This window comes from Caproiciproducens sp. LBM24188 (assembly GCF_054130445.1).
The window spans coordinates 585,714-608,052 of the sequence record NZ_CP196862.1 but is presented as its reverse complement, the minus strand read 5'-3'; the positions used below and the strand labels follow the sequence as shown (position 1 = coordinate 608,052).

Annotated in this window: 20 protein-coding genes and 1 tRNA gene; 9 read left to right on the top strand and 12 right to left on the bottom strand. The window is 46.2% G+C overall.

Annotation, left to right across the window (positions count from 1 at the left end; all coding sequences use genetic code 11):
- Positions 1–20: 20 nt before the first annotated feature.
- From ACSVDI_RS02805 to ACSVDI_RS02770, 8 genes are all read left to right on the top strand, one after another.
- A complete protein-coding gene (locus ACSVDI_RS02805; protein ID WP_457944557.1) occupies positions 21–1,040 on the top strand; it encodes a M20/M25/M40 family metallo-hydrolase in 1,020 nt (339 codons plus the stop codon).
- Complete coding sequence (locus ACSVDI_RS02800) at positions 1,037–2,074, top strand: M42 family metallopeptidase (RefSeq protein WP_457944556.1); 1,038 nt, start codon at positions 1,037–1,039, stop codon at positions 2,072–2,074. The genes ACSVDI_RS02805 and ACSVDI_RS02800 overlap by 4 nt, the downstream gene beginning before the upstream one ends.
- A complete protein-coding gene (locus tag ACSVDI_RS02795) occupies positions 2,064–2,801 on the top strand; it encodes a GNAT family N-acetyltransferase (protein WP_457944554.1) in 738 nt (245 codons plus the stop codon). Before ACSVDI_RS02800 ends, ACSVDI_RS02795 begins: the two co-directional genes overlap by 11 nt.
- Before the next feature lie 122 nt (positions 2,802–2,923).
- On the top strand, positions 2,924–4,195 hold the full coding sequence (locus tag ACSVDI_RS02790; RefSeq protein WP_457944552.1) for a methionine gamma-lyase family protein: 1,272 nt from the start codon (positions 2,924–2,926) through the stop codon (positions 4,193–4,195).
- Positions 4,196–4,387: 192 nt separating this feature from the next.
- A tRNA-Leu gene (locus tag ACSVDI_RS02785) sits at positions 4,388–4,471 on the top strand.
- 362 nt (positions 4,472–4,833) lie between these two features.
- Positions 4,834–6,048: a hypothetical protein gene (locus tag ACSVDI_RS02780; RefSeq protein WP_457944551.1), complete on the top strand. Its 1,215-nt coding sequence runs from the start codon at positions 4,834–4,836 to the stop codon at positions 6,046–6,048.
- Positions 6,049–6,089: 41 nt separating this feature from the next.
- Positions 6,090–6,488, top strand: a complete 399-nt coding sequence (locus ACSVDI_RS02775) for a hypothetical protein (protein ID WP_457944550.1) — start codon at positions 6,090–6,092, stop codon at positions 6,486–6,488.
- 158 nt (positions 6,489–6,646) lie between these two features.
- The gene (locus ACSVDI_RS02770) at positions 6,647–7,834 is read left to right on the top strand and encodes an IS256 family transposase (protein ID WP_457944548.1); all 1,188 of its coding nucleotides are present in this window, start codon (positions 6,647–6,649) and stop codon (positions 7,832–7,834) included.
- 302 nt (positions 7,835–8,136) lie between these two features.
- Here ACSVDI_RS02770 and ACSVDI_RS02765 read toward each other — a convergent pair whose 3' ends face one another.
- From ACSVDI_RS02765 to ACSVDI_RS02730, 8 genes are all read right to left on the bottom strand, one after another.
- A complete protein-coding gene (locus ACSVDI_RS02765; protein ID WP_457944547.1) occupies positions 8,137–9,093 on the bottom strand; it encodes an ABC transporter permease in 957 nt (318 codons plus the stop codon).
- A 16-nt stretch (positions 9,094–9,109) separates the two neighbouring features.
- A complete protein-coding gene (locus ACSVDI_RS02760) occupies positions 9,110–10,612 on the bottom strand; it encodes a sugar ABC transporter ATP-binding protein (protein ID WP_457944545.1) in 1,503 nt (500 codons plus the stop codon).
- Positions 10,613–10,779: 167 nt separating this feature from the next.
- Positions 10,780–11,778, bottom strand: a complete 999-nt coding sequence (locus ACSVDI_RS02755; RefSeq protein ID WP_457944543.1) for a substrate-binding domain-containing protein — start codon at positions 11,776–11,778, stop codon at positions 10,780–10,782.
- A gap of 61 nt (positions 11,779–11,839) precedes the next feature.
- On the bottom strand, positions 11,840–12,691 hold the full coding sequence (locus ACSVDI_RS02750) for a class II fructose-bisphosphate aldolase (RefSeq protein ID WP_457944542.1): 852 nt from the start codon (positions 12,689–12,691) through the stop codon (positions 11,840–11,842).
- A gap of 24 nt (positions 12,692–12,715) precedes the next feature.
- Positions 12,716–13,663 carry a 1-phosphofructokinase gene (gene pfkB / locus ACSVDI_RS02745; protein WP_457944540.1) on the bottom strand — a complete coding sequence of 316 codons (948 nt, stop codon included), beginning with the start codon at positions 13,661–13,663 and terminating at the stop codon, positions 12,716–12,718.
- A 26-nt stretch (positions 13,664–13,689) separates the two neighbouring features.
- Positions 13,690–14,340, bottom strand: coding sequence for a dihydroxyacetone kinase subunit DhaL (dhaL, locus tag ACSVDI_RS02740; RefSeq protein ID WP_457944539.1), 651 nt, complete (start codon positions 14,338–14,340; stop codon positions 13,690–13,692).
- 44 nt (positions 14,341–14,384) lie between these two features.
- Entirely contained in the window at positions 14,385–15,377 is a 993-nt protein-coding gene (locus ACSVDI_RS02735) for a dihydroxyacetone kinase subunit DhaK (RefSeq protein WP_457944537.1), read from the bottom strand.
- A 13-nt stretch (positions 15,378–15,390) separates the two neighbouring features.
- Positions 15,391–16,173 (bottom strand): DeoR/GlpR family DNA-binding transcription regulator, encoded by a 783-nt coding sequence (locus tag ACSVDI_RS02730; RefSeq protein WP_457944536.1) that lies wholly within the window; start codon positions 16,171–16,173, stop codon positions 15,391–15,393.
- Between the two features lie 515 nt (positions 16,174–16,688).
- Here ACSVDI_RS02730 and ACSVDI_RS02725 point away from each other — a divergent pair.
- Entirely contained in the window at positions 16,689–17,459 is a 771-nt protein-coding gene (locus ACSVDI_RS02725) for a class I SAM-dependent methyltransferase (protein ID WP_457944534.1), read from the top strand.
- A gap of 11 nt (positions 17,460–17,470) precedes the next feature.
- On the opposite strand, the gene ACSVDI_RS02720 is transcribed toward ACSVDI_RS02725, so the two are convergent.
- From ACSVDI_RS02720 to ACSVDI_RS02705, 4 genes are all read right to left on the bottom strand, one after another.
- Positions 17,471–18,325, bottom strand: coding sequence for a carbohydrate ABC transporter permease (locus ACSVDI_RS02720; RefSeq protein ID WP_457944532.1), 855 nt, complete (start codon positions 18,323–18,325; stop codon positions 17,471–17,473).
- On the bottom strand, positions 18,325–19,167 hold the full coding sequence (locus tag ACSVDI_RS02715) for a carbohydrate ABC transporter permease (RefSeq protein ID WP_457944530.1): 843 nt from the start codon (positions 19,165–19,167) through the stop codon (positions 18,325–18,327). The genes ACSVDI_RS02720 and ACSVDI_RS02715 overlap by 1 nt, the downstream gene beginning before the upstream one ends.
- 195 nt (positions 19,168–19,362) lie before the next feature.
- Positions 19,363–20,775 carry an ABC transporter substrate-binding protein gene (locus tag ACSVDI_RS02710; RefSeq protein WP_457944529.1) on the bottom strand — a complete coding sequence of 471 codons (1,413 nt, stop codon included), beginning with the start codon at positions 20,773–20,775 and terminating at the stop codon, positions 19,363–19,365.
- 242 nt (positions 20,776–21,017) lie between these two features.
- On the bottom strand, positions 21,018–22,034 hold the full coding sequence (locus ACSVDI_RS02705) for a LacI family DNA-binding transcriptional regulator (protein WP_457944528.1): 1,017 nt from the start codon (positions 22,032–22,034) through the stop codon (positions 21,018–21,020).
- Positions 22,035–22,339 lie beyond the last annotated feature (305 nt).

The following is a 22,339-nucleotide window of genomic DNA, read 5'->3' as shown; positions in this document are numbered from 1 at the left end:
TAATATATGGAGTGACAAATTTGAACGAATTGAAAGAACTTCTGTTCCGCCTCTGCGCGGCACCGGGTACCCCGGGCGACGAACACGCGGCGGCACAGATTGCCGCGAAGGAACTCTCCCGGTATGGCGAAGCCTCGATTGACCCGATGGGCAACGTCATCGCAAAGCTGGGAAAAAAGGGCGCAAAAGAGCATATCATGCTGGACGCGCACATCGACCAAATCGGATTGATTGTAACGGGAATTGACGATGCCGGATTCTTACATATCGACCGCAGCGGCGGTGTGGACCGTCGTGTGCTTCCCGGCAGCCCCGTGCTGGTTTACGGGCGCGAGGTGCTGCACGGAATCGTCTGCTGCACGCCGCCGCACCTTTCCGACGGCAGCGAGGACAAGGTGGAACCCATCGACAAGCTTTCTGTTGACGTCGGCCTGAGCAAAGAGGAGGCTGAACACCTGATTCAGCCGGGCGACCGGATTCTGCTTTACGCGGAACCGAAGGCTCTGCTCGGCAGCCGCGTAAGCGCCGCCGCGCTGGATGACCGCGCCGGGGTTGCTGCACTGATCCGCTGCGTTCAGCTTTTGGCGGACACCGACCTGAACTGCGAACTGACCGTGGTCTGCAGCAGCCGGGAAGAAGTCGGCGGACAGGGCGCCATGACCGGAACCTATTCCGTAAATCCCACACGCGCCATCGCGGTGGACGTGAGCTTTGCCGCACAACCGGACGTGCCCCCTGAAAAGTGTGGGAAACTTGGCGGCGGACCAATGATCGGCATTGCCCCCGCATTGGACCGCATCATGAGCGACCGGTTTGTGGAACTGGCCAAGGCTGCCGGAATGCCGTACAAGCTGGATGTTATGGGCGGCTCCACCGGCACGAACTGCGATGAAATCTCTGTTACCCGCAAAGGGGTTCCGTCTGCACTGATTTCCATTCCGCTGCGTTACATGCACACTCAGGTAGAGGTCATCGACCTGAACGACGTGGAAAATGTAGCGAAATTAATGGCAGATTATATCAAGGAGGTGCAGGCATGAGCGATTTATCCTTATTGAAGCGCCTGTGCACGGCGCGCGGAATTTCCGGCAGTGAAGATGCGGTGCGCAGTCTTATTCTGGAGGAAATCCGGCCGTATGCCGACAGCGTGGAAATTACCCCGCTCGGCAATATCATTGTCTTTAAGAAAGGGGCAAAACGCCCGCAAAACCGGCTGATGGTCAGCGCCCACATGGATGAAGTCGGGCTGATTGTCACCCATATTACCGACGAGGGCCTTCTGAAATTCGATACCGTCGGCGGCATCGACCGCCGGGTCCTCTGCGGAAGGGCTGTTACCGTGAACGACAAAATTCCTGGCGTTATCGGCGCAAAACCGATTCATCTGCTGAAGGAAGAAGAAAAAGGAAAATCCGTTCCGCTTGAGGATTTATATATTGATATCGGCGCCGCCGACCGGGTAGAAGCGGAACAGTATGTTCTGCCGGGTGACCCGGTCTGCTTCGACTCCATCTTCGATACCTCCCACGGCATGGTGAAAAGCCGTGCGCTGGACGACCGCGCCGGCTGTGCCATCTTGATTTCCATGATTCAAAGCGACCTGCCGTACGACATGTTCTTCACCTTCGTGGTGCAGGAGGAAATCGGCCTGCGCGGTGCAAAAACCGCCGCATACGTCGTTCAGCCGGACGCTGCGATTGTGGTGGAGTCCACTACGGCAGCCGATGTGGCCGGCGTGAAAAAAGACCGACAGGTCTGCCGCGTAGGCGAAGGCCCGGTTCTTTCTTTCATGGACAGGCACACAATTTACGATAAGGAATATTATAGAATGGCGTTCTCCGCGGCAAAGCGGATCGGCGTAAAATGTCAGGCCAAACAGGCGGTTGCAGGCGGAAATGACGCGGGCGCCATTCACGTTTCCCGCAGCGGCGTGCGCACCATTGCGGTTTCGCTTCCCTGCCGCTACCTGCATTCTGCGGTCGGCTTAATTTCACAGGATGACTACGAGGCGGCAGGAAAACTGATTTCTGCACTTGCCGGGGATATTGCAGGCGGAGTAAGTTATGATCAGTAAAGTAGAATTGCCCGAAACCCTTTCCCCCTTCGCGGATTCCGCGTTCGGGTGCCGGATTATTGCGACCGCGGACGCGTATGGCTTTTCGGAACCGTTCGCGCAAATCTGGGTGCAGGAGGACAAGGCCGCCCTCTGCAAACTGGACGACGTAATGATCCTTTCCGTCAAACCCGGCGCCGACTTTGAAGAACTGCACAGCTTTATCCGTATGACCGGTGCAAAAATCCTGATTTGCTCCGGGAAGTATGAAGAGCATACCGGGTTTCAAACCGCCCAAAGCGGCGAAATTATGGGCTACCTGAATCTAAAGCCACTGAAAACGCCCGCCAGCTATGAACTGAACCCCAGCCTTCGGGATCTTCACGGGCTGCTGTGCGAATGCGAAACACCCACCTTTACCCCTCCTGATTTCGAGCCGTTTTACCTTGATTTATCCCATCGCATCCGCCACGGCACGGCCCTTGCCGTGGGGATTCGTCAGGGCGAAGCGCTGGTTTCCTGCGCAATTTGCAGTGCGAAAACGCAGAGTAAAGCGATCCTCTCGGCCGTTGCGTGCAAACCCGTGCTGCAGCGGCACGGATACGGGCGTGCGGCACTCGCGGCGCTCATTTCGAATCTGGAGCAGCGGGAACTTTACATTTTCCGCGCCCGGGGTGTCAATGAGGAATTCTACCGTTCCTGCGGGTTCCTGTCCCACGGAACGTTTGTAGAACAAACCATTGCATAATGGAATCGTAGAACCGGTCAGCCGTTCTGCCAGAGTGGGCAGTTTTAAAAACGGCATCGCACCGGACTTTCTAATCTTAATGGTTGCTAATAAACAGAACCTGCTAACCGCAAGGAGATCAAATGTATCCATATTTTAAAATTGACTCAAAAATACTGGAAGCCGCCGAACGGGCTTCCGAACGGACCAAACCCTACCGTGATAAAATTGATGAAACCACGGAATACAACCAGCAGAAAATGATGGCCGCCTTCTCCCAGGCAGGCGTAAGCGAAAGCCACTTTGCCGCCTCCACGGGCTACGGCTACGGCGATCGCGGGCGCGACGCGCTGGATGAAGTTTATGCCAAGGCCCTTGGCGCGCAGGACGCGCTGGTCCGCCATAATTTCGTCAGCGGAACCCATGCGCTGACCGTCGCCCTGTTCGGTGTACTGCGCCCCGGCGACACCATGCTCAGCGTAACCGGCATTCCCTACGATACCCTGCGCGGCGTCATCGGCCTGACCGGCAACGGCAACGGCTCGCTGAAAGAGTTCGGCATCCGCTACGAACAGGTGGACTTAAAGCCGGACGGCACGCCGGATTATGAGGAAATCGCCGCACGCGTGCATCCCGGTATCCGGATGGTCTACATCCAGCGTTCCCGCGGATACAGCCTGCGTCCCTCCCTGTTTGTGGAGGATATTGAAAAAATCGCGCAGATTGCAAAGGAAAAAGCGCCGGACTGCATCGTGATGGTGGATAACTGCTACGGCGAGTTTGTCCAGCGCGAGGAACCCGTTTCCCGCGGCGCCGACCTGATGGCCGGTTCCCTGATTAAAAACCCCGGCGGCGGCGTAGCCCCCACCGGCGGCTACATTGCAGGCCGGGCCGACCTGGTGGAAAGCTGCTCCTACCGCCTGACTACGCCGGGTACGGGCCGTGAAATCGGCGCAACGCTCGGCAACAACCGGGAGTTGTTCATGGGTGCGTTCCACGCGCCGCACGTGACCGGCGAGGCGCTGAAAACCGCCATTTTTACCGCCGCGCTGTTTACGCAGTTCGGCTACGACGTTACGCCCCGTTTTGACGAACCGCGTGCGGACATCATCCAGGCCGTCCTGCTTCGCCGCGAGGAAGCACTGATCGCGTTCTGCCGCGGGGTGCAAAAAGGTGCGCCGGTTGATTCTTTCGTCGTTCCGGAACCGTGGGACATGCCCGGCTACGACTCCAAAGTAATTATGGCGGCAGGTGCGTTTACGCTGGGCGCTTCCATAGAGCTTTCTGCGGACGCTCCGCTGCGTGAGCCTTACGCTGCCTGGATGCAGGGCGGCTTAAATTACCACAGCGGCCGCCTTGGCGCCATGCTGGCCGCCCAGTCCATGCTGGAACAGGGCGTACTGGGCAGCCGTTAAGGAAAACAAAGCAGCAGCCGCACAACGAAAGCCTTGCCGTCCGAGTTTCCCTCTTCAGCAAAAACAGCACTTTCAAAACAAATAGGGCTTGCATAAAGTCCGTTTGTACGATATAATTACTGTTGCATCGGTTCAAAATCAGAATCGATGCAACAGAAAAAATAGAGCAGGCTCCTAGCCTGCTTTTCCCATGCGGGTGTGGTGGAATTGGCAGACACGCCAGATTTAGGTTCTGGTGCGGCAAGCATGCAGGTTCAAGTCCTGTCACCCGCACCAACTAAAAAGCCCGGAAAGCGGCATGAATGCTAGCTTTTCGGGTTTCTTTTTTTTGCATATTAGCCCAAATGGGGTTTATTTGGGGTTTACGGAGCTTTAGAGAGCACTTTGTGGTTATCTTAAACCTATTCCTTTGCTGCCATAATTGATTAAGTAATGACTATAATGAAATATATCTATAATATTTTTCTATAAATACTTCGTTATATTGCTTGGTAATATTTACCTAAATAAATTTGAATTGTATATATTGACAATAAATAGTTCCTGTTTTATTCTTTAAATGAAGGAGGAAAGACCATAAGATACTGTAAGACATTACAAATTTATATTCGGAAATAGTAAAACGAAGGAGCTAATTTATGAGATATGCCATAAAAAAACTTTTTAGCTTAGTTATTATTGTAATGATATGTTTGACAAGTTCTGTTTCTGCTTTCGCAGCAGATGCTAGTTCAAGCACAAATCAAACTTCTAAAATTGAAATCTCGACTTTTACTAATGATTTTATTAATCAAGAAATTCAAACCAATATACCGGGCATTACATGGAAAAAATCTACATCGATTTCAGAAATTATTCCTACATATGACTTAAATGAATATGTAAATGGTTATATTATAAACCTCAGTACAGAAGGAAAGCCGACTGGTTATATTTTAGTAAGTTATGATGACACTTACTATATAGATGAATTTGGATTTGATGGTGTTTATAGTATTTCAGGTCAACCAGTTACAAATCAATCTACACTTGGTAAACAAAAATTAATTTATACTGGTAATGCAGATTTTTTAACACCAAAAGATAATGCGTACTATTATTTAAATGATAATTTAAAATTAACACTGACCAAAGCCGAAATAAATAAAATATATCAACAGAACAAAAAGAATACCTATGCTTATAGAGAAGCAATATCATCAACAATTACACCAAATACCTCAGGGGCAGGATGGGCTAATGTAAAATACTTGTGGGCTAGTGAATCTGGAAGTCCCTCGACTAGTGATTTTGTTCCTGCAACAACTAATGAGTTTTCTACATATTATTCTACTCATGGGTTAGGGACAGTCACCAATCATTGTTCACCAACCGCGGGAATGGGTCTATTAAAATATTGGCGCGAAAGACGACTCATTAATAATCTTTATATGCCTGAAACACTTTCAATTCCTAATGTTTATATGAGTTCCTTTGATTGGTTGAAAACTTTAATGTTGCATAGTAATATATTTGGTACATATCCAATAGATGCCTATAATGGGATGGGAAACTATACAGCAAATCATGATATAACTGATGAAGCTGGTAGTGATTTTAGAGCGAATGGAAATTTTAATTGGGATTGGATAAAAACAAATATTAATCATGATATTCCTTTTATTATGGATGCTCCGACCCATTATTATCCCAATGGGGGAGCTGATGGAAACCATACGGCATTCGTCGTAGGCTATCAAGAACAATCAGGGACAACGTATCTTAGAATAGCAACAGGGTGGGATACAAGCCTCTCGCATTTCTTTACATATACATGGACAAACATAAATGATTTCTGGTATTATAGGTGGTGATTCATATTAACAGAAAAAAACGTCGAAGAGTAATTCTTGCTATGATTATTAGTGCTATTGTAATCATAATCGTTGTTTTTAACCAATTCATTATTCCAAGACCAATTCAAAAAGAGTTTGGAATTTATCCAGAGGCAGTAGATCAAATCAGGATTTTTGATGGTACTTACGGAACAAGTCATGTTATAACGGAACAAAAGGAAATTAATGAATTTTTAAAGATGTTTCATGGCGCTTTTATTATAAAGAGTTTAGATCAGCGTCAAATGAGTGGAACAATACTTTCTGCTTCTTTGTATTCTAAGGGGACTTGTGTTTCTTCATTTTCTTTCGGATATTACACGGTTTCATCTGATAAAGGAAGATATTTATCCAGTAAAAATTTTAACGATACTCAAATCAGTGAAATCGAAAGTGAGTATGATCTCATCCGTAAATAATGTTTGCTTTTCCAGAGAGATATTAAGCCCGCAGGAATGTTTACTGCGGGTTTGGATAGAGTACAATAAAGTTCGCAATTTCGCGAAGGTATAGAAAAGCCATTGGGACTCCGATAAAATGAATGGTATCGAGACATTCAAAGAAGGAGTTGGCCCCAATGACTCAAGGAAAGAATAACACAGATCTTACGGAATTGCTACTGAAATGTATGGCGGAGCCCGACCCGATGCTCAGTATGCTGGAATGGCTCTGCGCTCAACTGATGGAGGCGGAGGTTTCCGGCCTTGTGGGGGCGGAAAAGAATGCGCACAATCCGTCTCGAAGTGACTACCGCTGCGGATATCGTCCCCGGAGGCTGGATACTCGCGTAGGGACGATGTATCTCATGGTGCCAAAGCTGCGCAGCCATGGATATATCCCGTTCTTTGTCACGGAACGCAAACGCAGCGAGGCGGCGCTGGTACAGGTTATTCAGGAGGCATTCGTGCAGGGCGTGTCCACACGGAAGATGGAAAAGTTGGCTCACAGTCTGGGGATAGAGAACCTCTCCCGCAGTCAGGTCAGTGAGATGACAAAAGGGCTCAATGAACAGGTACAGGAATTTCGCAACCGTTCTCTGACGGATACTCGTTATCCTGTCATTTGGACGGATGCCCTGTACGAAAAAGTCCGTATGGATGGCCGTGTCGTCAGCATGGCGGTGATGGTTGTCTGCGGCGTCAACGAGCAAGGGCACAGGGACATTCTCGCCGTGGAGCCGATGCTGGACGAATCCAAAGAGAGCTATTCCCAGTTGTTTCAAAGTCTTTTGGATCGCGGCTTGAAAACACCGCTGCTGGTGGTTTCCGATACGAACAAAGGGCTGATTGCCGCCATCCGAGAAAGTTTTCCCGGCGCATCCTGGCAACGCTGCAAAGTGCATTTCATGCGAAATATTCTGGCCCATATACCGCAGAAAGAAAAAGAATCCTTTGCGGTCCAACTGAAAGAAATCTGGCTGGCGCCTTCTCTCCAATTAGCCCAACAGCGCGCAAAGCAGTTGTCGGAGCAATATGGGAAGCGGTTTCCCAAGGCAATCGAGCTTCTGGAAGATGGGCTGGAGGACTCACTGGCTTTCTATGCATTCCCCGAGCTTGATGCCCGTAAAATTTCATCGACCAATATGCTGGAACGGCTGAACAAGGAAATCCGGCGCAGAACCAACGTCGTTGGGATATTTCCAAACAACGATTCCTACTTGCGGCTGGTAACAACATATCTCATGGAATACGCTGAAGATTGGTCTGTTTCCAGAGCATATTTGAATCCTAAATCGATTCAGACACTTCTGCTAAACGCAGCTTAATTTATTTCGTGGAGCCCCTAAATTGCGAACTTCTCTTGACACAGCCCAGTGGGATATGGATTAAAGTATTCAGATTGAATGAACAACGTGGAAAACTTGAAAATAGAGCAGAGAGATTGGGTTAAAACTACAATGCAAAAAACATCATGGATAGCCTGAATTGAGAAACCCGTAGGCTATTTTTTCTTTGATATAACAATGCTCCCTTTATGAGGAACCGTGTTTTTTCACTGTCCTACATAAAGGGAGCATACTTTATAATCCGGAATATATTTTTCTGTTAAAGAATAACGTAGCTTTTATCAGTCTTTCTTGTTTTGGTCAAAAATGACGGCAACCAGAATAATCGCGCCCATTGCGATGGTCTGCCAGTAGGAAGAAACGCCAAGCAGGCTCAGGGCGTTATTGATAATACCGATAACACACAACCCGATGATAGTCTGGCCAATACCGCCGCGTCCACCGGACATGCTTGTACCGCCCATGGCAACTGCTGCAATCGCGTTCAGCTCATAACCGTTTGCCGCCGCCGGCTGGCCGGCCTGTAAGCGGGAAGAAAGTACGGCGCCCGCCAGTGCAGAAAGGATACCGCAGATGATATAGACCCATGCCTTAATTTTTTTGACGTTGATTCCGCTTAACTGAGAAACATCTTCACTGCTGCCAACGGCAAAAACATAACGACCGAAGCAGGTGCGGTTCAACACCAGATAGGCAATGCCCAGAATAATAATCATGATAATAACCATAACCGGAATCATGCCAATATAACCAAGGCCGATCCAGCTGTACGCTTCGGGCATTCCAAAAACCGGTTTGGCGTTCGTAAACACATACGCAAGACCTCTAGCAATACTCATCATAGCGAGTGTTGCAACAAACGGCGGAACCTTTAATTGGGAAACGTTAAAGGCGTTAAACGCGCCGCAAATGCCGCCAATGACAATGGATGTGCCGAAAATAACAAGAATACTCATCGGGATACCGCTGTTCGGCATGGTATTGATCATGGTAGAGGCAATAATGCCCGTCAAAGCCGCGACTGAACCGACCGAAAGGTCGATGCCGCCGGTTAGAATAACAAACGTCATTCCGGTTGCAATCAGTGCATTAATGGTAATCTGCATCAGTACGTTAATCAGGTTTTCTACTTCACCGAAACGCGGCACAAAAATAACAGAAACAATAAACAAACAGAGAAGAAAAAGCGGCATAGTATAATCGTGCACAATGCGCTTTATAGTTAATTGTTCTTTCATTTTAAAATCCCCCAGCTCAACCAGCGTTTATGCTGGCCAGTCTCATAATATCTTTTTCCGTAATCTCTTTATTGTCGAGGAATCCGGAAACGCGGCCTTCGCTCATCACCATAATCCGATTCGATACGCCGAGCACCTCTGGCATTTCGGACGACACCATGATAATGCTTCCACCGCTTTCAACAAAGTTCTTCATCAGCAAGTAGATTTCAGCTTTCGCGTTTACATCGATTCCTCTTGTCGGCTCGTCCATAATCAGGATTTTCGATTTTGCAACCAGCCATTTTGCAATAACAACCTTTTGCTGATTTCCGCCGGACAGATTTTGCACCAGTGCCATTTCACTCGGTGTTTTTGTGTGAAGAATCTTTATGTACTCTTTCGCAACATTGGTTTCCCATTTTTCATCAATTACACCGTGATTGGAGTTTTCATAAATGCTGGCAAGGGATGTATTCTGCTTTACCGACTTTGCAAGTAAAAGCCCCTGCCCACGGCGATCTTCCGGAATCAATCCTATCCCTGCGCGAATTGCCTGGCGTGGAGAGTGAAAGTGAACCTCTTTGCCAAAAACAGTAACCTTGCCGCTGTTATATTCGTCGACGCCAAAAACAGCACGCATTACTTCGGTACGGCCCGCGCCGATCAACCCGGCAACACCCAAAATCTCGCCTTGGTGCAGTTCGAAAGAAACATTCTTGAATACGCCTTCGCGAGTCAAGTTTTCGACCTTCAGCACAACATTATCCTTAATACTGTCACTGTCAGGACGGTAGTAGAACTGTGTCATCTGACGCCCAACCATCAGCGTAATCATGTCATCCTCGCTCACTTCGGAAAGCGGCGCGGTTTTAATCAGTGTGCCATCGCGGAGAATGGTGATGCGGTCACATACAGTCGTAATTTCCTTGAGTCTATGAGATATATAAATAATGGAAACATTATTTTTTTTCAATTTATGAATGACGGTGAAAAGTGCATCAACTTCGTGCTGAGACAAAGAAGAGGTCGGCTCGTCCATAATCACAACGGAACTGTCCTGTGACACAGCGCGCGCGATTTCCACCATTTGCTTGTCTGCGTTGTTTAAATCCCGTATTACGGATTTTGCTTTAATATGTACGCCGAGAGAATCGAGGATTTTTTGCGCTTCGGTATTCATTTTCTTGCGGTCAAGCAGACCGGAGCTTAATTTCGGTTCGCGGCCAAGAAAAATATTTTCGGCAACTGTCAGGTCAGGAATAACACTTAATTCCTGATGAATGACGCTGATTCCGTTTGCAATGCCTTCCCGTGGATTTTTAAAACTGACTTGTTTCCCATTAACTTCCAAACTTCCGGTGTCAGCCTGATATACGCCGGCAATAATTTTTATCAAAGTGGATTTTCCTGCCCCGTTTTCACCTAAAAGCGCATGGACTTCACCCGGATAAAATTCGACTGATATATCAGACAACGCTTTCACACCGGGAAAGGATTTATTGATACCGGACAACTTAATAATCGGTTCCTTCCCCATTTGTATACTTCCTTTCAATACTGATTCAACATTTCGGTTCTTCATGGATGCCCGCCCCGGCGCCTCCCGTGAAAACGGTTAACACGGAGAGAAAGGGTGAACCGATGTTCCGGCAAAAGGATGGGGACGGGTTATGGTTGACCCATCCCCACAGCCGTAGCCGAAAATTAGTCTGCGTTTGACTTATCGATCATAAATGGAGGAATTGCGATCATCTTTTCTACGGTGTTTCCATTTATTTTGTCAACAGCAGCCTTAAGGGCGGTTTCACCAATTGCAGAGGGGTTCTGTGCAACGTCTGCAATCCAGAGGCTATCGGGCTTTTTAATTTCGGCAATACCTTCTGCGTTGCCATCAAAACCGATGATCTTTACTTTTTTGTTTGCGGATTTAATCGAGGAAAGAGCGCCCATTGCAGCCGGGTCGCCTACGCAGAAAACAGCGTCGAGGTCCGCGTTCTTCTGGAGCATGTTCTGCATAACGTCAGCAGCTTTTGCCTGATCGCCGGAGTAGTTCTGAACGTCTGCAACCTTAACATCGGGAGCATTCTTTCCAAGCCACTCGGTAAAGCCTTTTTCACGGTTTACGCAGCCTTCAATTTCAGAGTATGTAATAACGGCTACCTTACCCTTTTTGCTAGTCAGAACATTCTTAATCAGATATTCAGCAGCAATCTCTCCGCCTTTGTAGTTATCGGTGGATACGTGGCAGACGGTGTTGCCATCGGAAGGAACGTCCATGGTAAGTACCGGAATGTTTGCTTTGTCTGCAAGTTCCACCATAGATTTGCTGCCTGCTGAGTTTGTTGGGCAGAGAATAATCGCGTCAACTTTTTGTGTAATGAAATCCTGAACTTGGCTGAGCTGTTTGCTGGCATCCTGATTGGCGTCCTGAACAATGAGTTTTACCCCGAGTTCCTGAGCCTTTTTGTTTAATGCGGTTTCAATATTGTTGTAGAATACGTGCTGTCTTGTCAGAAGGCTGACACCAACAGTGATTTCCTTCTTCGATGTGTCTTTGCTTGCTTCCTGAGTGCTTGCTGCTGGGGTGTTGGCTTCTGCGCTTGCCGCGCTGCTGTTGCCGGTTCCGGGTCCGGAACATGCTGCCAGTGCTGCAACCATTGTTGCAGACAATACAATTCCAATTAACTTGCCAAACCTTTTCATAATTGCTGATCCTCCTAATTAATTTATTTATGAAAATGGAGCTTGCTCCAAATTCTATACATTACGCCTTCCCACCGCATCCGCAGACTTCAATTTTATGTCTGACGGTTTCGGCAACATACTTTTTACCTGCATTCATAAATACCTTGGGATCGTAAACACTTTCGTCCCTGAGTGCCTCACGCACTCCTTTTGTTAAAGCGGCGCGCAGCTCAGTTGCAAAATTGACCTTGCAGATACCAAGCTGGACCGTACGACGGATAGCTTCGTCTGGAACACCGGAAGCGCCATGAAGTACAACCGGAACGCTGACCAGCCCAATTATTTTTTTCAGGCGGTCAAAATCCAGCTTCGGCTCGCCCTTGTAAAACCCGTGCGCGGTGCCAATCGCCACTGCAAGAGACCGAACGCCGGTTTTTTCAGCAAAATCTTTTGCCTGGTCGGGGTCGGTATAAATCTGTTCGTTTGCTTTCACCTCATGGGTATCTTCCTTACCGGAAACCGTGCCAAGCTCACCTTCCACGTCAATGCCAAGCTTTTCCGCCTCTTGCACAACGGACTTAGTAAGCGCGATGTTTTCTTCATAGGGAAGCTTGCTGCCATCAATCATAACAGACGTATACTTTTCCCGAAGGGCTTCCATGCAGCGGTCATAGCTGTCGCCGTGATCCAGATGCATGGCAACGGGGATGTCAACCTTCGCAGCTTCCACCGCGACCATTGCGCGGAGCATGTCCATCCCGGCGTATTGCACCGTTCCCGGGGTTGTCTGGATAATGACAGGGCTTCTTAGCTCTGCCGCTGTACGGATGACAATCTGTGCCATTTCCATGTTTTCAATGTTGAATGCGGTCACTGCGTAACCGCCGCGTTTTGCATTAAGCAAAATGTCCCTTGTGGTAACTAATGGCATTTAAAAGACTCCATTCTTAAAGTTTTATCTATCGTCATTTTCCTGTATTTCTTCCGCATGAATCAGAGGAATCATATCCTCAAAACTTTCCTTCGTGCACATTTGTGTCCCCTCCAAAACCAGGGAACCGTGCGCCATGGCCACACCATAACGGAGCATGTCCTTATGGGACATACCGTGCACAATCGCGTAGCAAATACCAGCCACGAGAGAATCCCCAGCGCCCTGCACACCTCGAACCGTAATATCCGCGCCTGCGGAAAAATACGCTTTCTCTTTTGTTACCAACATTGCGCCGCTTTTTCCAAGGGAAACACACACGATCGTGACACCTTGGTTAATAATTTTCCGAGAGATTCGAATTACGTCGGCTTTTGATATAATTTTTTCTCCAAACGCCTCTTCCAACTCATCCTTGTTTGGCTTAATCAAATAAGGACGGGCCTTAATGCCCTCCAAAAGCAGTTCGCCGTAGGCATCGATTACCGTTTTCACGCCGAGGCTATGAGCCTTTTCCGTCAGGATTCTGTATATGTCCTTTGGAACTCCTGGCGGTACACTTCCGTCCAGAACAAGCAGTGAGGTCTTCGGGAGATATTTTTCAACCAGCCGAACGAGCTTTGAAACACAGTCTTCGGTCACACAATGGCCGCTTTCGTTAAGCTCACTCATAACGCTTGTCTTTTTATCAAAAATTTTGATATTTGTACGAAGCAGACCCTCTACATCTAAAAATTCGTTTGGAATATGCTCCTGTTCCAAAAAATCCGTCAGTACGGATCCGCCGCCCATATAATTGAATCCTAGGCAGCGAGTTTCTTCTCCTATATTGTTTAATGCTATGCTTACATTAATTCCTTTTCCGGAAATATCGCATCGAAAGTTCTCCACATGATTGGTTCCCCCATAGGCAAATCCGTCAACCGTTACGGTTCTGTCAATACACGGGTTCAGTGTTAGTGTGGTTATCATCTTTCGTACCCACCTTATCTATGTATTTATTCGGATTCTTTGCTTTCTGAGGCCCAATCCGACATCGCCTGAAAAATAATCCATACGGAGGTTGCTCCGGCATCTTGCAGTCCAAGAGCTTTGGTTCCGTAAGATTTTGCGCGGCCAAACTTTGCCACGCAGTCCCGTGTGTGCATCATTCCTTTTTTCGCGCATTCAGCCGCCATTGCAAGCCCTTTTGGAAGGTCCTCGCTGTTTGCGACTGCTTGCTCCAGCCCAATAACTGCCGGCTCGAAAGCATCCACCATAGTCTTATCGCCGACCTGCGCTTTTCCTCTTCGTTTGAGCGCTTCCAGCGAACGGCGGTAAATACCGGCCAAAAGCGGAAGATCAGCTTTCTGATGCGGTTCAATCCCAACAATCCCGCTGATAAACATTGTGCCAAACAGAACGCCCGAGGCACCGCCCATCGTATCCAGAAGCGTCATGCCAACTTCTTGAAATAAATTTTCTACTGTTTCGAATTCTTTGCCTTCTAAAGCCTCTTTAACCGCTTTGAAGCCAAGCGCCATGCCAAAGCCGTGGTCACCGTCACCAAGTTTCAAATCGATTTCCGTTAAAAAGTCTTCACTTTCAATCACCCTGCGTGCCACAAAGAGGAACATGTCCCTAAGCTGCCGCATATTCAACGTATTCATAATAAGCACTCCTAACCCGGCCGAACCGGCGCTCATCCACGCGTTTAATTGTATTTTTTAAAGAATGGCGAATAAGCCGGCGCGTCATAATAGCGTTTCAGTTCTTCGTCCAGTTTCAGGATCGAAAGGGAAAAACCGCCCGTACCCTGTGGGCAAAACAGGGAATCAATAAAGAGGTCATGCACTTTGATGCCCTTCCCTTTCAAAATTTCCGCTACTCTGCGATTTACAATGCAAAGTTCCAGCAAGCTGGTAAACCCGAATCCGTTCACCATAACGGCAACTTCGTCTCCGGCGGTTGCACCACAGTCCTTCAGAAGGTAATCCATCATGGTATCAGCGATTTCATCTGCCGGTTTCAGCTCTGTGCGCAGCACACCCGGCTCGCCGTTAAAGCCCATCCCGTATTCGATGAAGCCCTCGGGCAGTTCACACATAGCCTTACCGCTCGGAAGGTATCCTGGGGAGGTAGTAACGCTGAACGTAAATGTATTTCGGTTGGCCTTCTGAATCACCCGTACCGCTTCATCCAGCGAAAGCCCCGCGTCGCACGCAGCGCCCGCAACCTTCATCACAAGCGCAACGCCTGCCACCCCACGGCGTTCTTCCTGCTTCTCTATTGGTGCGCTCGTAATATCATCTGCAACAAACACACAGCGTGTGTCGATGCCGTCCAATTGGGCAAGCTCTCCGACCAGTTCAAAATTCAGCACATCGCCCGCATGGTTCGTACAAATATAAATAACGCCCTTTTCGTGGTTAACCGCCTTGGTCACATTCAGAATCGCACGCGCGGGCGGTGCGATATACACATTTCCCAAAGCCGCACCATCCGCTAACCCTTCCCCTACATAACCAAGAATCCAAGGTTCGTTTCCGGAGCCGCCCCCCGTTACAATGGACACCTTGTTCTTTTTCTGCTTCATCAGGATTCCTTTATAATCTGGAAGTGGTTCCAGAAGATCGGGGCAGGTTTCGATATAGCCTTCGATCATCTCTTTAATCATCTGTTCCGGCTGATTTATGATCTTATTCAAAATCAATGCCTCCTTAACCGTTTTTCTCGGGTTCTACCACGATCAAGTCCACCCCGGTGCTTTCAATCTGATTCCGAAGTTGCTGGGGAATCCGGTTGTCTGTAATCAGCCGAGTAATATCCTTAAGCGGGCTAATCCGCGCCATGGAAGTATGCCCAAATTTGGAATAGTCCGATATTAATATCGTTTCCCTCGAGGCTTTTAGCACACACTGTTTCACTTGAGCCTCATAAAGGTTCGGGGTCGTAATCCCCGTTTCTACCGTGATGCTGTTGCATCCAATAAATGCTTTATCTATGCAGAGGCTCTTAATTGTATTTTCCGCAAAGCCGCCGACACAAGACATGATTTTGTGGCGCACACTTCCGCCAATAAACACCAACTCAATATCATCCGCTTCCAGAAGTTCAAACGCGATATTCAGTGCATTGGTAATCACGACAATATCACGTTTATTGCCGTTCTTGATTTCTTTCACAAGCTCTAGCGTTGTGGATCCGGCGTCAATAAAAACCGTGTCGAAGTTATTGATGTACTCATAAGCTTTCTTTGCAATCGCGCGTTTTTCGAGCGGATTCTTTTTCTCTTTTTCCTTTTCCTCAAACTCGCGAATCGTGGAAATATTGACCGCCCCACCACGGGTACGCCGCAAAAGTCCCTGCTCGTCCATCTCATTCAGAATCTTTCGAACCGTTACCTCGGAGGTTTCTAGTGCCTCGCTCAGTTCCGGAACCGTTACAACAGGCTTTTTCTCCAACATTGAAAGAATCAAATTCTTTTTTTCAACAGTCAGCATTCGCTTTCGTCCTTTCGTTGTGTTATTATTTTATATTATAATCTTTCAAAAGTCAACTAGTATTTATAAAAATATAACATTTCGTAATTTCCATTCTTTTTTGGTTCTTTCTACTGAATTCTTTTATTTTTATAAAGTATATTATAATATATATCCAGTATTTCGTCAAAAATATAATGATAAACTCGCATTATATAGAATCTTCGAATTACAAATTTTAGATTTTTGCCACTTATCAGCTAACATAATCTTTCGAATATTTACGTTTATTTTACTAAACTGAGGCTATTTTTTCTTTTGAAGTTTTTCTCTGTAACACCATCCGTATTACGGTTGCTAAAATATTTGCCCGTGTGGCACAGCACTCAGAGTCCTATCATCTCGCTTCAACGAAAAAAATCCATGAGCAGGTCTTAAATCTGCTCATGGATTTTTCTGTCTTTATTCTTTTCTGTGAAAAAACTTTATGATACACTAAGCGAAGAAAGTTGAAAAAATGGGAGGACATACCTTTTATGGAACCGGATGAAATACTAAAAACCAACAAAGCATATTGGAATGCAAATGCAGATTTATGGTTTGGGACGACAGCACTTCCAACCTACGGAGTGCATTTTCTGACGGAAAACGATCTGCATTTGTTTGGCGACGTTTCCGGTAAAAAATTGCTGGACATCTGCTGTGGCAGCGGACATTCCTTAAAGTACCACGCTGACCGCCATGCTGCTGAATTGTGGGGTGTAGATATTTCCCACAAGCAGTTAGAAAATGCGGATGCTTATTTAAAAAAGCAAGGATATACCGCAAAATTGATTTGCTCCCCTATGGAAGCAGAACTGGATATCCCGAAAAATTACTTTGACTACGTTTATTCCATATACGGAATTGGTTGGACAACAGACTTACAGGGTACATTCCAAAAAATCGCATCTTACCTAAAAAAGGACGGTATCTTTATATTCAGCTGGCATCACCCATTGAATTACTGCGTGGCCTGGTCATGCAGCCAGCGCAAAGATATCATCGAAAATGACAACTTGATATTTAATCGAAGCTATTTTGATGAATCGTACTTCCGCATGCCGGTGGATGGCAGCGAAATCATATTATGCAATCGAAAAATATCAACCTATATCAACGCTTTGGCACAAGCGGGATTTGTGGTTGAACAAATGGTGGAGCAGACCGATAAAGAAACCATGGAAGCAACCGGGGTAATCAGTGACAAAGCCAAAAAAGCCAAGATGCTCCCCATTTCTTTTTGCATAAAGGCAAGAAAGCTATAATGTTCTATTATTTATCCCTTGACCGCACCAGCGACAACGCCCTCAATGATATATTTTTGGCAAATCGCATAGAATACGATAATCGGAATCACCGCTAGTACGAGCATTGCCATCATCGCTCCCATATCAATCGAGCCATACCCGCCCTGCAAGTACTGGATGGCGATGGGAATCGTTTTATAATCTGAACCAATCAGCAGGTAAGGAAGCAGATAATCGTTCCAAATCCACATGGCATTCAAAATCGCTACCGTAATCGTAATGGGTTTCAGCATTGCGAAAATCACTCTAAAATAAAGCTGAATCGCATTGCAGCCATCTATCATGGCGGCCTCTTCAATTTCAATCGGGATGCTTCTTATAAATCCACAGAACAGAAAGGTGGACATTCCGGCTCCAAAGCCAAGATAGATAACGATGATTCCCAGCGGATTGTCCAAATGGAGGATATTCGCAAATTTTGATAAGGTAAACATCACCATTTGAAACGGCACGACCATGGAAAATACCAATATGTAATAGAGTAAACTGTTGAACTTGTTCTTTACACGGGTAATGTACCATGCTGTCATAGAAGTACACAAAAGGATTACCGCAACCGAGCTTAGGGTAATGAACAGGGACCAGCCGAATGCATTAATAAAGCCGATATTGACAATGCCTGTAATGTAATTATCCAGACGAACAAAGGTTTCAGGAGTTGGAAAGGTAAACGGCGTATCACTGATGTGCAGTTTATCTTTAAAGGAGTTCATAAACACGATGAGGATCGGCGCGACAAAAATCAGGGAAAATACCGTAAGAATCCCAAAGATGACGCTGTTTTTCACCGTGGTATGTCTGCGGATTACATTCTCTCCATTCATCAGGCGTCAACCTCTTTTCTCCTGGTTAAGTACAGTTGTGTCAGTGAAATGGCTGCAACGATAATAAAGAATATGACTGCTTTTGCCTGCCCAACGCCTTCCCAACCCATACGGCTATAGAAGGTATTATAAATATCAAGGGCAAGCATTTGCGTTTGTTTTGCCGGTGCACCTGCAGTCAGTGCCAGGTTTTGGTCGAACAGTTTAAAGGAATTCGTTAAGGTCAAAAAAAGATTAATGGTTATCGATGGCATCATAAGCGGCAGTGTAACATGACGCATGGCAGTCAGCGGGGTGACTCCATCCACTTTTGCCGCATCAATTAAATCACGGGGAATATTTTGGAACCCGGCAATATAAATGACCATCATATAACCAATCATTTGCCAATTCATAAGGATAACCAGACCCCAAAAACCGTTTTGTGCGTTTGAGGTCAGGGTCATGCCGAAACGGTATAGAACACCATTAAAGATTACCTGCCATATGTAGCCTAAAACAATGCCGCCAATCAAATTCGGCATAAAAAACAAGGTTCGAAAGAAATAGGAACCCTTAATACCACGTGTTAGAAAATAGGCAACTAAAAAAGCCAAAATATTGATGGAAACAACGGAAATCACAGCAAAATACGTGGTGAATATCAGTGCATGAAGAAAGTCCTTGTTAGAAAAAGCTGTTACGTAGTTTTTAATTCCAACCCACTTGGAATCGGTAACCGTAGTAAATTTGGTAAATGACAAATAAATGCCCATGATAAACGGGATTACAAATGCAATTACAAATGCAATCAACGTTGGTAAAACAAATACCGGAAAGTACTTTTTCAATGATTTTTCCATTATTGTCCCTCCTTATCGAATGAACAGGACATCATTTTCCCGCGCCGTTAGAAACCACAGAGGACAACTGTTTGAAGCTGCTGCATCCAGAACATTCGCGGCTTGGAATTGCCGCCTTGCGACAAACCGCAGTTACTAAGGCATTATGCTGCTCCACTCTGGCGAATGGAGCAGCATAACGTCCGTTATTGTGCCTTATGAGTTGGAATTCGCTTTTTCACTCTTCCAAGTATCCTTTACAGACTTTACTACATCTTCCCAAGTTTCGTTGCCCTGAGCGTACTGAAGAAGATCCGCGCCAAAGGTGTCTTTAAAGTTTTGGCTCGGGAAGGAGCCAAAGGTCCATTCCACATTGGTCACATCGGTCTTGTTCTGCCATGTCAGTACCGCCTTGCAAAGAGGATCGGTCGGCATTTCAGAATCGGAGAAGGTATTAAACGGAGCGATAAAGCCCAGTTCAGCAATATGCTTTTTGCCTTCGGTGCTGGAGAACAGCCAATCCAGGAAATCTGCGGAAGCATCCTGCTTCTCCTTGGAAACTTTGCTGTTGATAGCAAAATAGTTTTCGGTACCAATGCAGATACCCTGCTTTTCTTCCCCGCTCATACCGGTGTAAATCGGCATAAACTTAACATCTTCACTCTTTACCACATTGCCCTTTTGGCTGCTGACGGTCGCCCAAGCCCAGTCACCGTTTTGAACCATTGCGACCTGGCCAAGTGCGAATTCTGCCATGGAATCGTTCACCGATTTACTGCCAAGGAGCTTTTTGTCGGTACTGGAGTTATTCAGATAAAGGTCAAAGATATTCTTGAAGTTTGGCGCATATTTGAATTCTACTTCAGACTGCGCAAGGCCGGTTGAAATGGTGTTTGCATTGGCGTCTTTCTCTTTGAATTCATAATAGAACGGAATATTGGCCAGATGGGTCTGCCATCTCCAATCCTCGCCTTTCTTCAAAGAGGTGGCCGCAAACACGCCCTTGATTCCCAGCTTATCTTTCTTTGCCTGCATGTCTTCCACGACGGTCTTTAAGGTGTCGAAGTTTTTAATCTCTTCCGCAGAAGAAACGGTTGCTTTTTTATCGGAAAGGGCAAAATACTTTTTCATGATTGCATCGTTGTAGATGATGCCATAGCCTTCAATTGCGTAAGGAATGCCATATACCCCGTCGCCATCTTTGATGGCCAGATTTTTCGCAGAAAGATAGCTGTACAGCTTGGTGTTTGACAAATCGGCACAGTAATCTTTCCAGTTGGAATAGCCAACCGGCCCGTTAATCTGGAAAATAGTAGGAGCATCTGCTTTTGCAATTTCCGATTTCAGGGTCTGCTCGTATGTTCCACTAGCGGCGGTTACAACCTTAACGGTAACACCAGTTTTTTGTTTGTATTCATCGGCAATGGCGGTATACTTGTCTGCGATTTCCGGTTTAAAGTTCAGAAAATAGATTTCTTTTGCAGACGATGCCGCCGAAGATTCCTGCGAAGCCGCCGCCGAACTGGCCGCGGAGCTTGCATTTGTACTTGAGCTTGTGCAGCCCGTAAAAGCAGAGATTGCCATGAGCATTGCCAGGGCTGAAACGAACACTGATTTTACCTTTTTCATTATAATCCTCCTTAATGTATAATAGAACTTTTTGGGAATAACGACTCCACCTGATTGGGAAAATGAGGCCAAACCACTTTTGACCTGTTGTGCTTCAGGACCTGAATTTTGTGAATCCCGATGAATTGCGCAGACTCATCAGGAATCCCATTATTTTATGTAATACGCTGAATTTGCAATGATTGCCGGCGAAATTGCAGTTCACAGCATATTACAGAAAATACAATATAAATTGTTTCAGTTTAATTGGACACGGTTGATTCGCGAATGGTTAAAAGATGATCGACATATCGGCATCCCTTTTGGATTGGTTCATTGTTCAGAACCGATAATAATGTTTTCGCGGCGCAGTACCCAAGGTCATAAAAATTCAATGAGATGGTGGTAAGCGCCGGTCTGGAATACTTAGTAAAGGAACTTTCATTGAAGCAGGCCACCGCGATTTCTTCTGGAATTTTCACCCCGGACTCATTGATTGCTTTCATTACGCCAACACAGATGCTGTCGTCCATGACCAAAACCGAATCCGGTCTGGAGGGGCTTTTCAATAGCTCCAGCATGGATTGGTAGCCATAATCCTCCGAGGCATTTTCCAGTTTGATATAGTCCTGGTTGATGGGCAAGCCTTTTTCCACCAGCAGCTTTTCGTATCCCTCTAATCGTTTTTGGATAAAGACGGAGCTTTTGGTACCGCCTATAATAGCCATTTTGCGTTTGCCGGTCATATACATGTGGTAGGCAATGTCATAGGCAGCACGCTGGTTATCGTTATCCACTGAATACACGTCCGGATTTTCAAGACAGGTACCAATCAAGACAAAGGGAAACTTGCTTTCGGTAAGATACTGAATGCTCGCATCATTCACCACGGACCTTAATAGGATAATTCCGTCGATGCGTGAAGTGCTGATCAGTCTTTTGATGGCATCCAGTTCCGTAGGATTCCCGGAGGAAATCAAAACGTCATACCCGTTTTGCGAAAGGCTGTTGGAAACGCCGTGCAATGCTTCCTGAAAAAAGCTGGAGGAATAGATGTTCATATCATTTTGAGGAATAATAATCCCAATTGCCGAAGTTTTTTGCCGTGCCAGATTTCTTGCCGCGGCCTGAGGTTTATAGCCGTATTGGTTCACAACCTCAAGTACACTCTTTTTTGTTTCTGCACTGATTCGGTCACTGTCATCAAGAACCCTTGAAACAGTAGAAGCTGATACTCCGGATAATTTCGCAATATCTCTGATTGTTAATTTCTTTTCCATCGTTTTGCTTCCCCCAAATTTGTGCAACATTATGCAACCGGTTGCACAAATTTTTAAAAGAAATCGGTTGCCCAAACTGCTTTGACATGGAAGTCACTTAATTGTGCAACCGATTGCATAATATTAAAAGTATTTAATTCACTTATAATATATCACACTCATTTTATGAAATAAACCTACAATATTAATAAATATTATGAAATAAATTTAGATAATATTACATAAATCCATCTTTAGTCTATCTATATTTTTGCTGCATCTATGCATAATACCGGCGAAACATACGAATTACAGAGGGATTCTAA

What these genes read in the sequence shown, in the direction of transcription:
- ACSVDI_RS02800 (WP_457944556.1), top strand. Translation starts at nt 1,037, where the DNA reads ATGAGCGATTTATCCTTATTGAAGCGCCTGTGCACGGCGCGCGGAATT.
- ACSVDI_RS02795 (WP_457944554.1), top strand. Translation starts at nt 2,064, where the DNA reads ATGATCAGTAAAGTAGAATTGCCCGAAACCCTTTCCCCCTTCGCGGAT.
- ACSVDI_RS02790 (WP_457944552.1), top strand. Translation starts at nt 2,924, where the DNA reads ATGTATCCATATTTTAAAATTGACTCAAAAATACTGGAAGCCGCCGAA.
- ACSVDI_RS02780 (WP_457944551.1), top strand. Translation starts at nt 4,834, where the DNA reads ATGAGATATGCCATAAAAAAACTTTTTAGCTTAGTTATTATTGTAATG.
- ACSVDI_RS02775 (WP_457944550.1), top strand. Translation starts at nt 6,090, where the DNA reads ATGATTATTAGTGCTATTGTAATCATAATCGTTGTTTTTAACCAATTC.
- ACSVDI_RS02770 (WP_457944548.1), top strand. Translation starts at nt 6,647, where the DNA reads ATGACTCAAGGAAAGAATAACACAGATCTTACGGAATTGCTACTGAAA.
- ACSVDI_RS02765 (WP_457944547.1), bottom strand. Translation starts at nt 9,093, where the DNA reads ATGAAAGAACAATTAACTATAAAGCGCATTGTGCACGATTATACTATG.
- ACSVDI_RS02760 (WP_457944545.1), bottom strand. Translation starts at nt 10,612, where the DNA reads ATGGGGAAGGAACCGATTATTAAGTTGTCCGGTATCAATAAATCCTTT.
- ACSVDI_RS02755 (WP_457944543.1), bottom strand. Translation starts at nt 11,778, where the DNA reads ATGAAAAGGTTTGGCAAGTTAATTGGAATTGTATTGTCTGCAACAATG.
- ACSVDI_RS02750 (WP_457944542.1), bottom strand. Translation starts at nt 12,691, where the DNA reads ATGCCATTAGTTACCACAAGGGACATTTTGCTTAATGCAAAACGCGGC.
- pfkB (WP_457944540.1), bottom strand. Translation starts at nt 13,663, where the DNA reads ATGATAACCACACTAACACTGAACCCGTGTATTGACAGAACCGTAACG.
- dhaL (WP_457944539.1), bottom strand. Translation starts at nt 14,340, where the DNA reads ATGAATACGTTGAATATGCGGCAGCTTAGGGACATGTTCCTCTTTGTG.
- ACSVDI_RS02730 (WP_457944536.1), bottom strand. Translation starts at nt 16,173, where the DNA reads ATGCTGACTGTTGAAAAAAAGAATTTGATTCTTTCAATGTTGGAGAAA.
- ACSVDI_RS02725 (WP_457944534.1), top strand. Translation starts at nt 16,689, where the DNA reads ATGGAACCGGATGAAATACTAAAAACCAACAAAGCATATTGGAATGCA.
- ACSVDI_RS02720 (WP_457944532.1), bottom strand. Translation starts at nt 18,325, where the DNA reads ATGAATGGAGAGAATGTAATCCGCAGACATACCACGGTGAAAAACAGC.
- ACSVDI_RS02715 (WP_457944530.1), bottom strand. Translation starts at nt 19,167, where the DNA reads ATGGAAAAATCATTGAAAAAGTACTTTCCGGTATTTGTTTTACCAACG.
- ACSVDI_RS02710 (WP_457944529.1), bottom strand. Translation starts at nt 20,775, where the DNA reads ATGAAAAAGGTAAAATCAGTGTTCGTTTCAGCCCTGGCAATGCTCATG.
- ACSVDI_RS02705 (WP_457944528.1), bottom strand. Translation starts at nt 22,034, where the DNA reads ATGGAAAAGAAATTAACAATCAGAGATATTGCGAAATTATCCGGAGTA.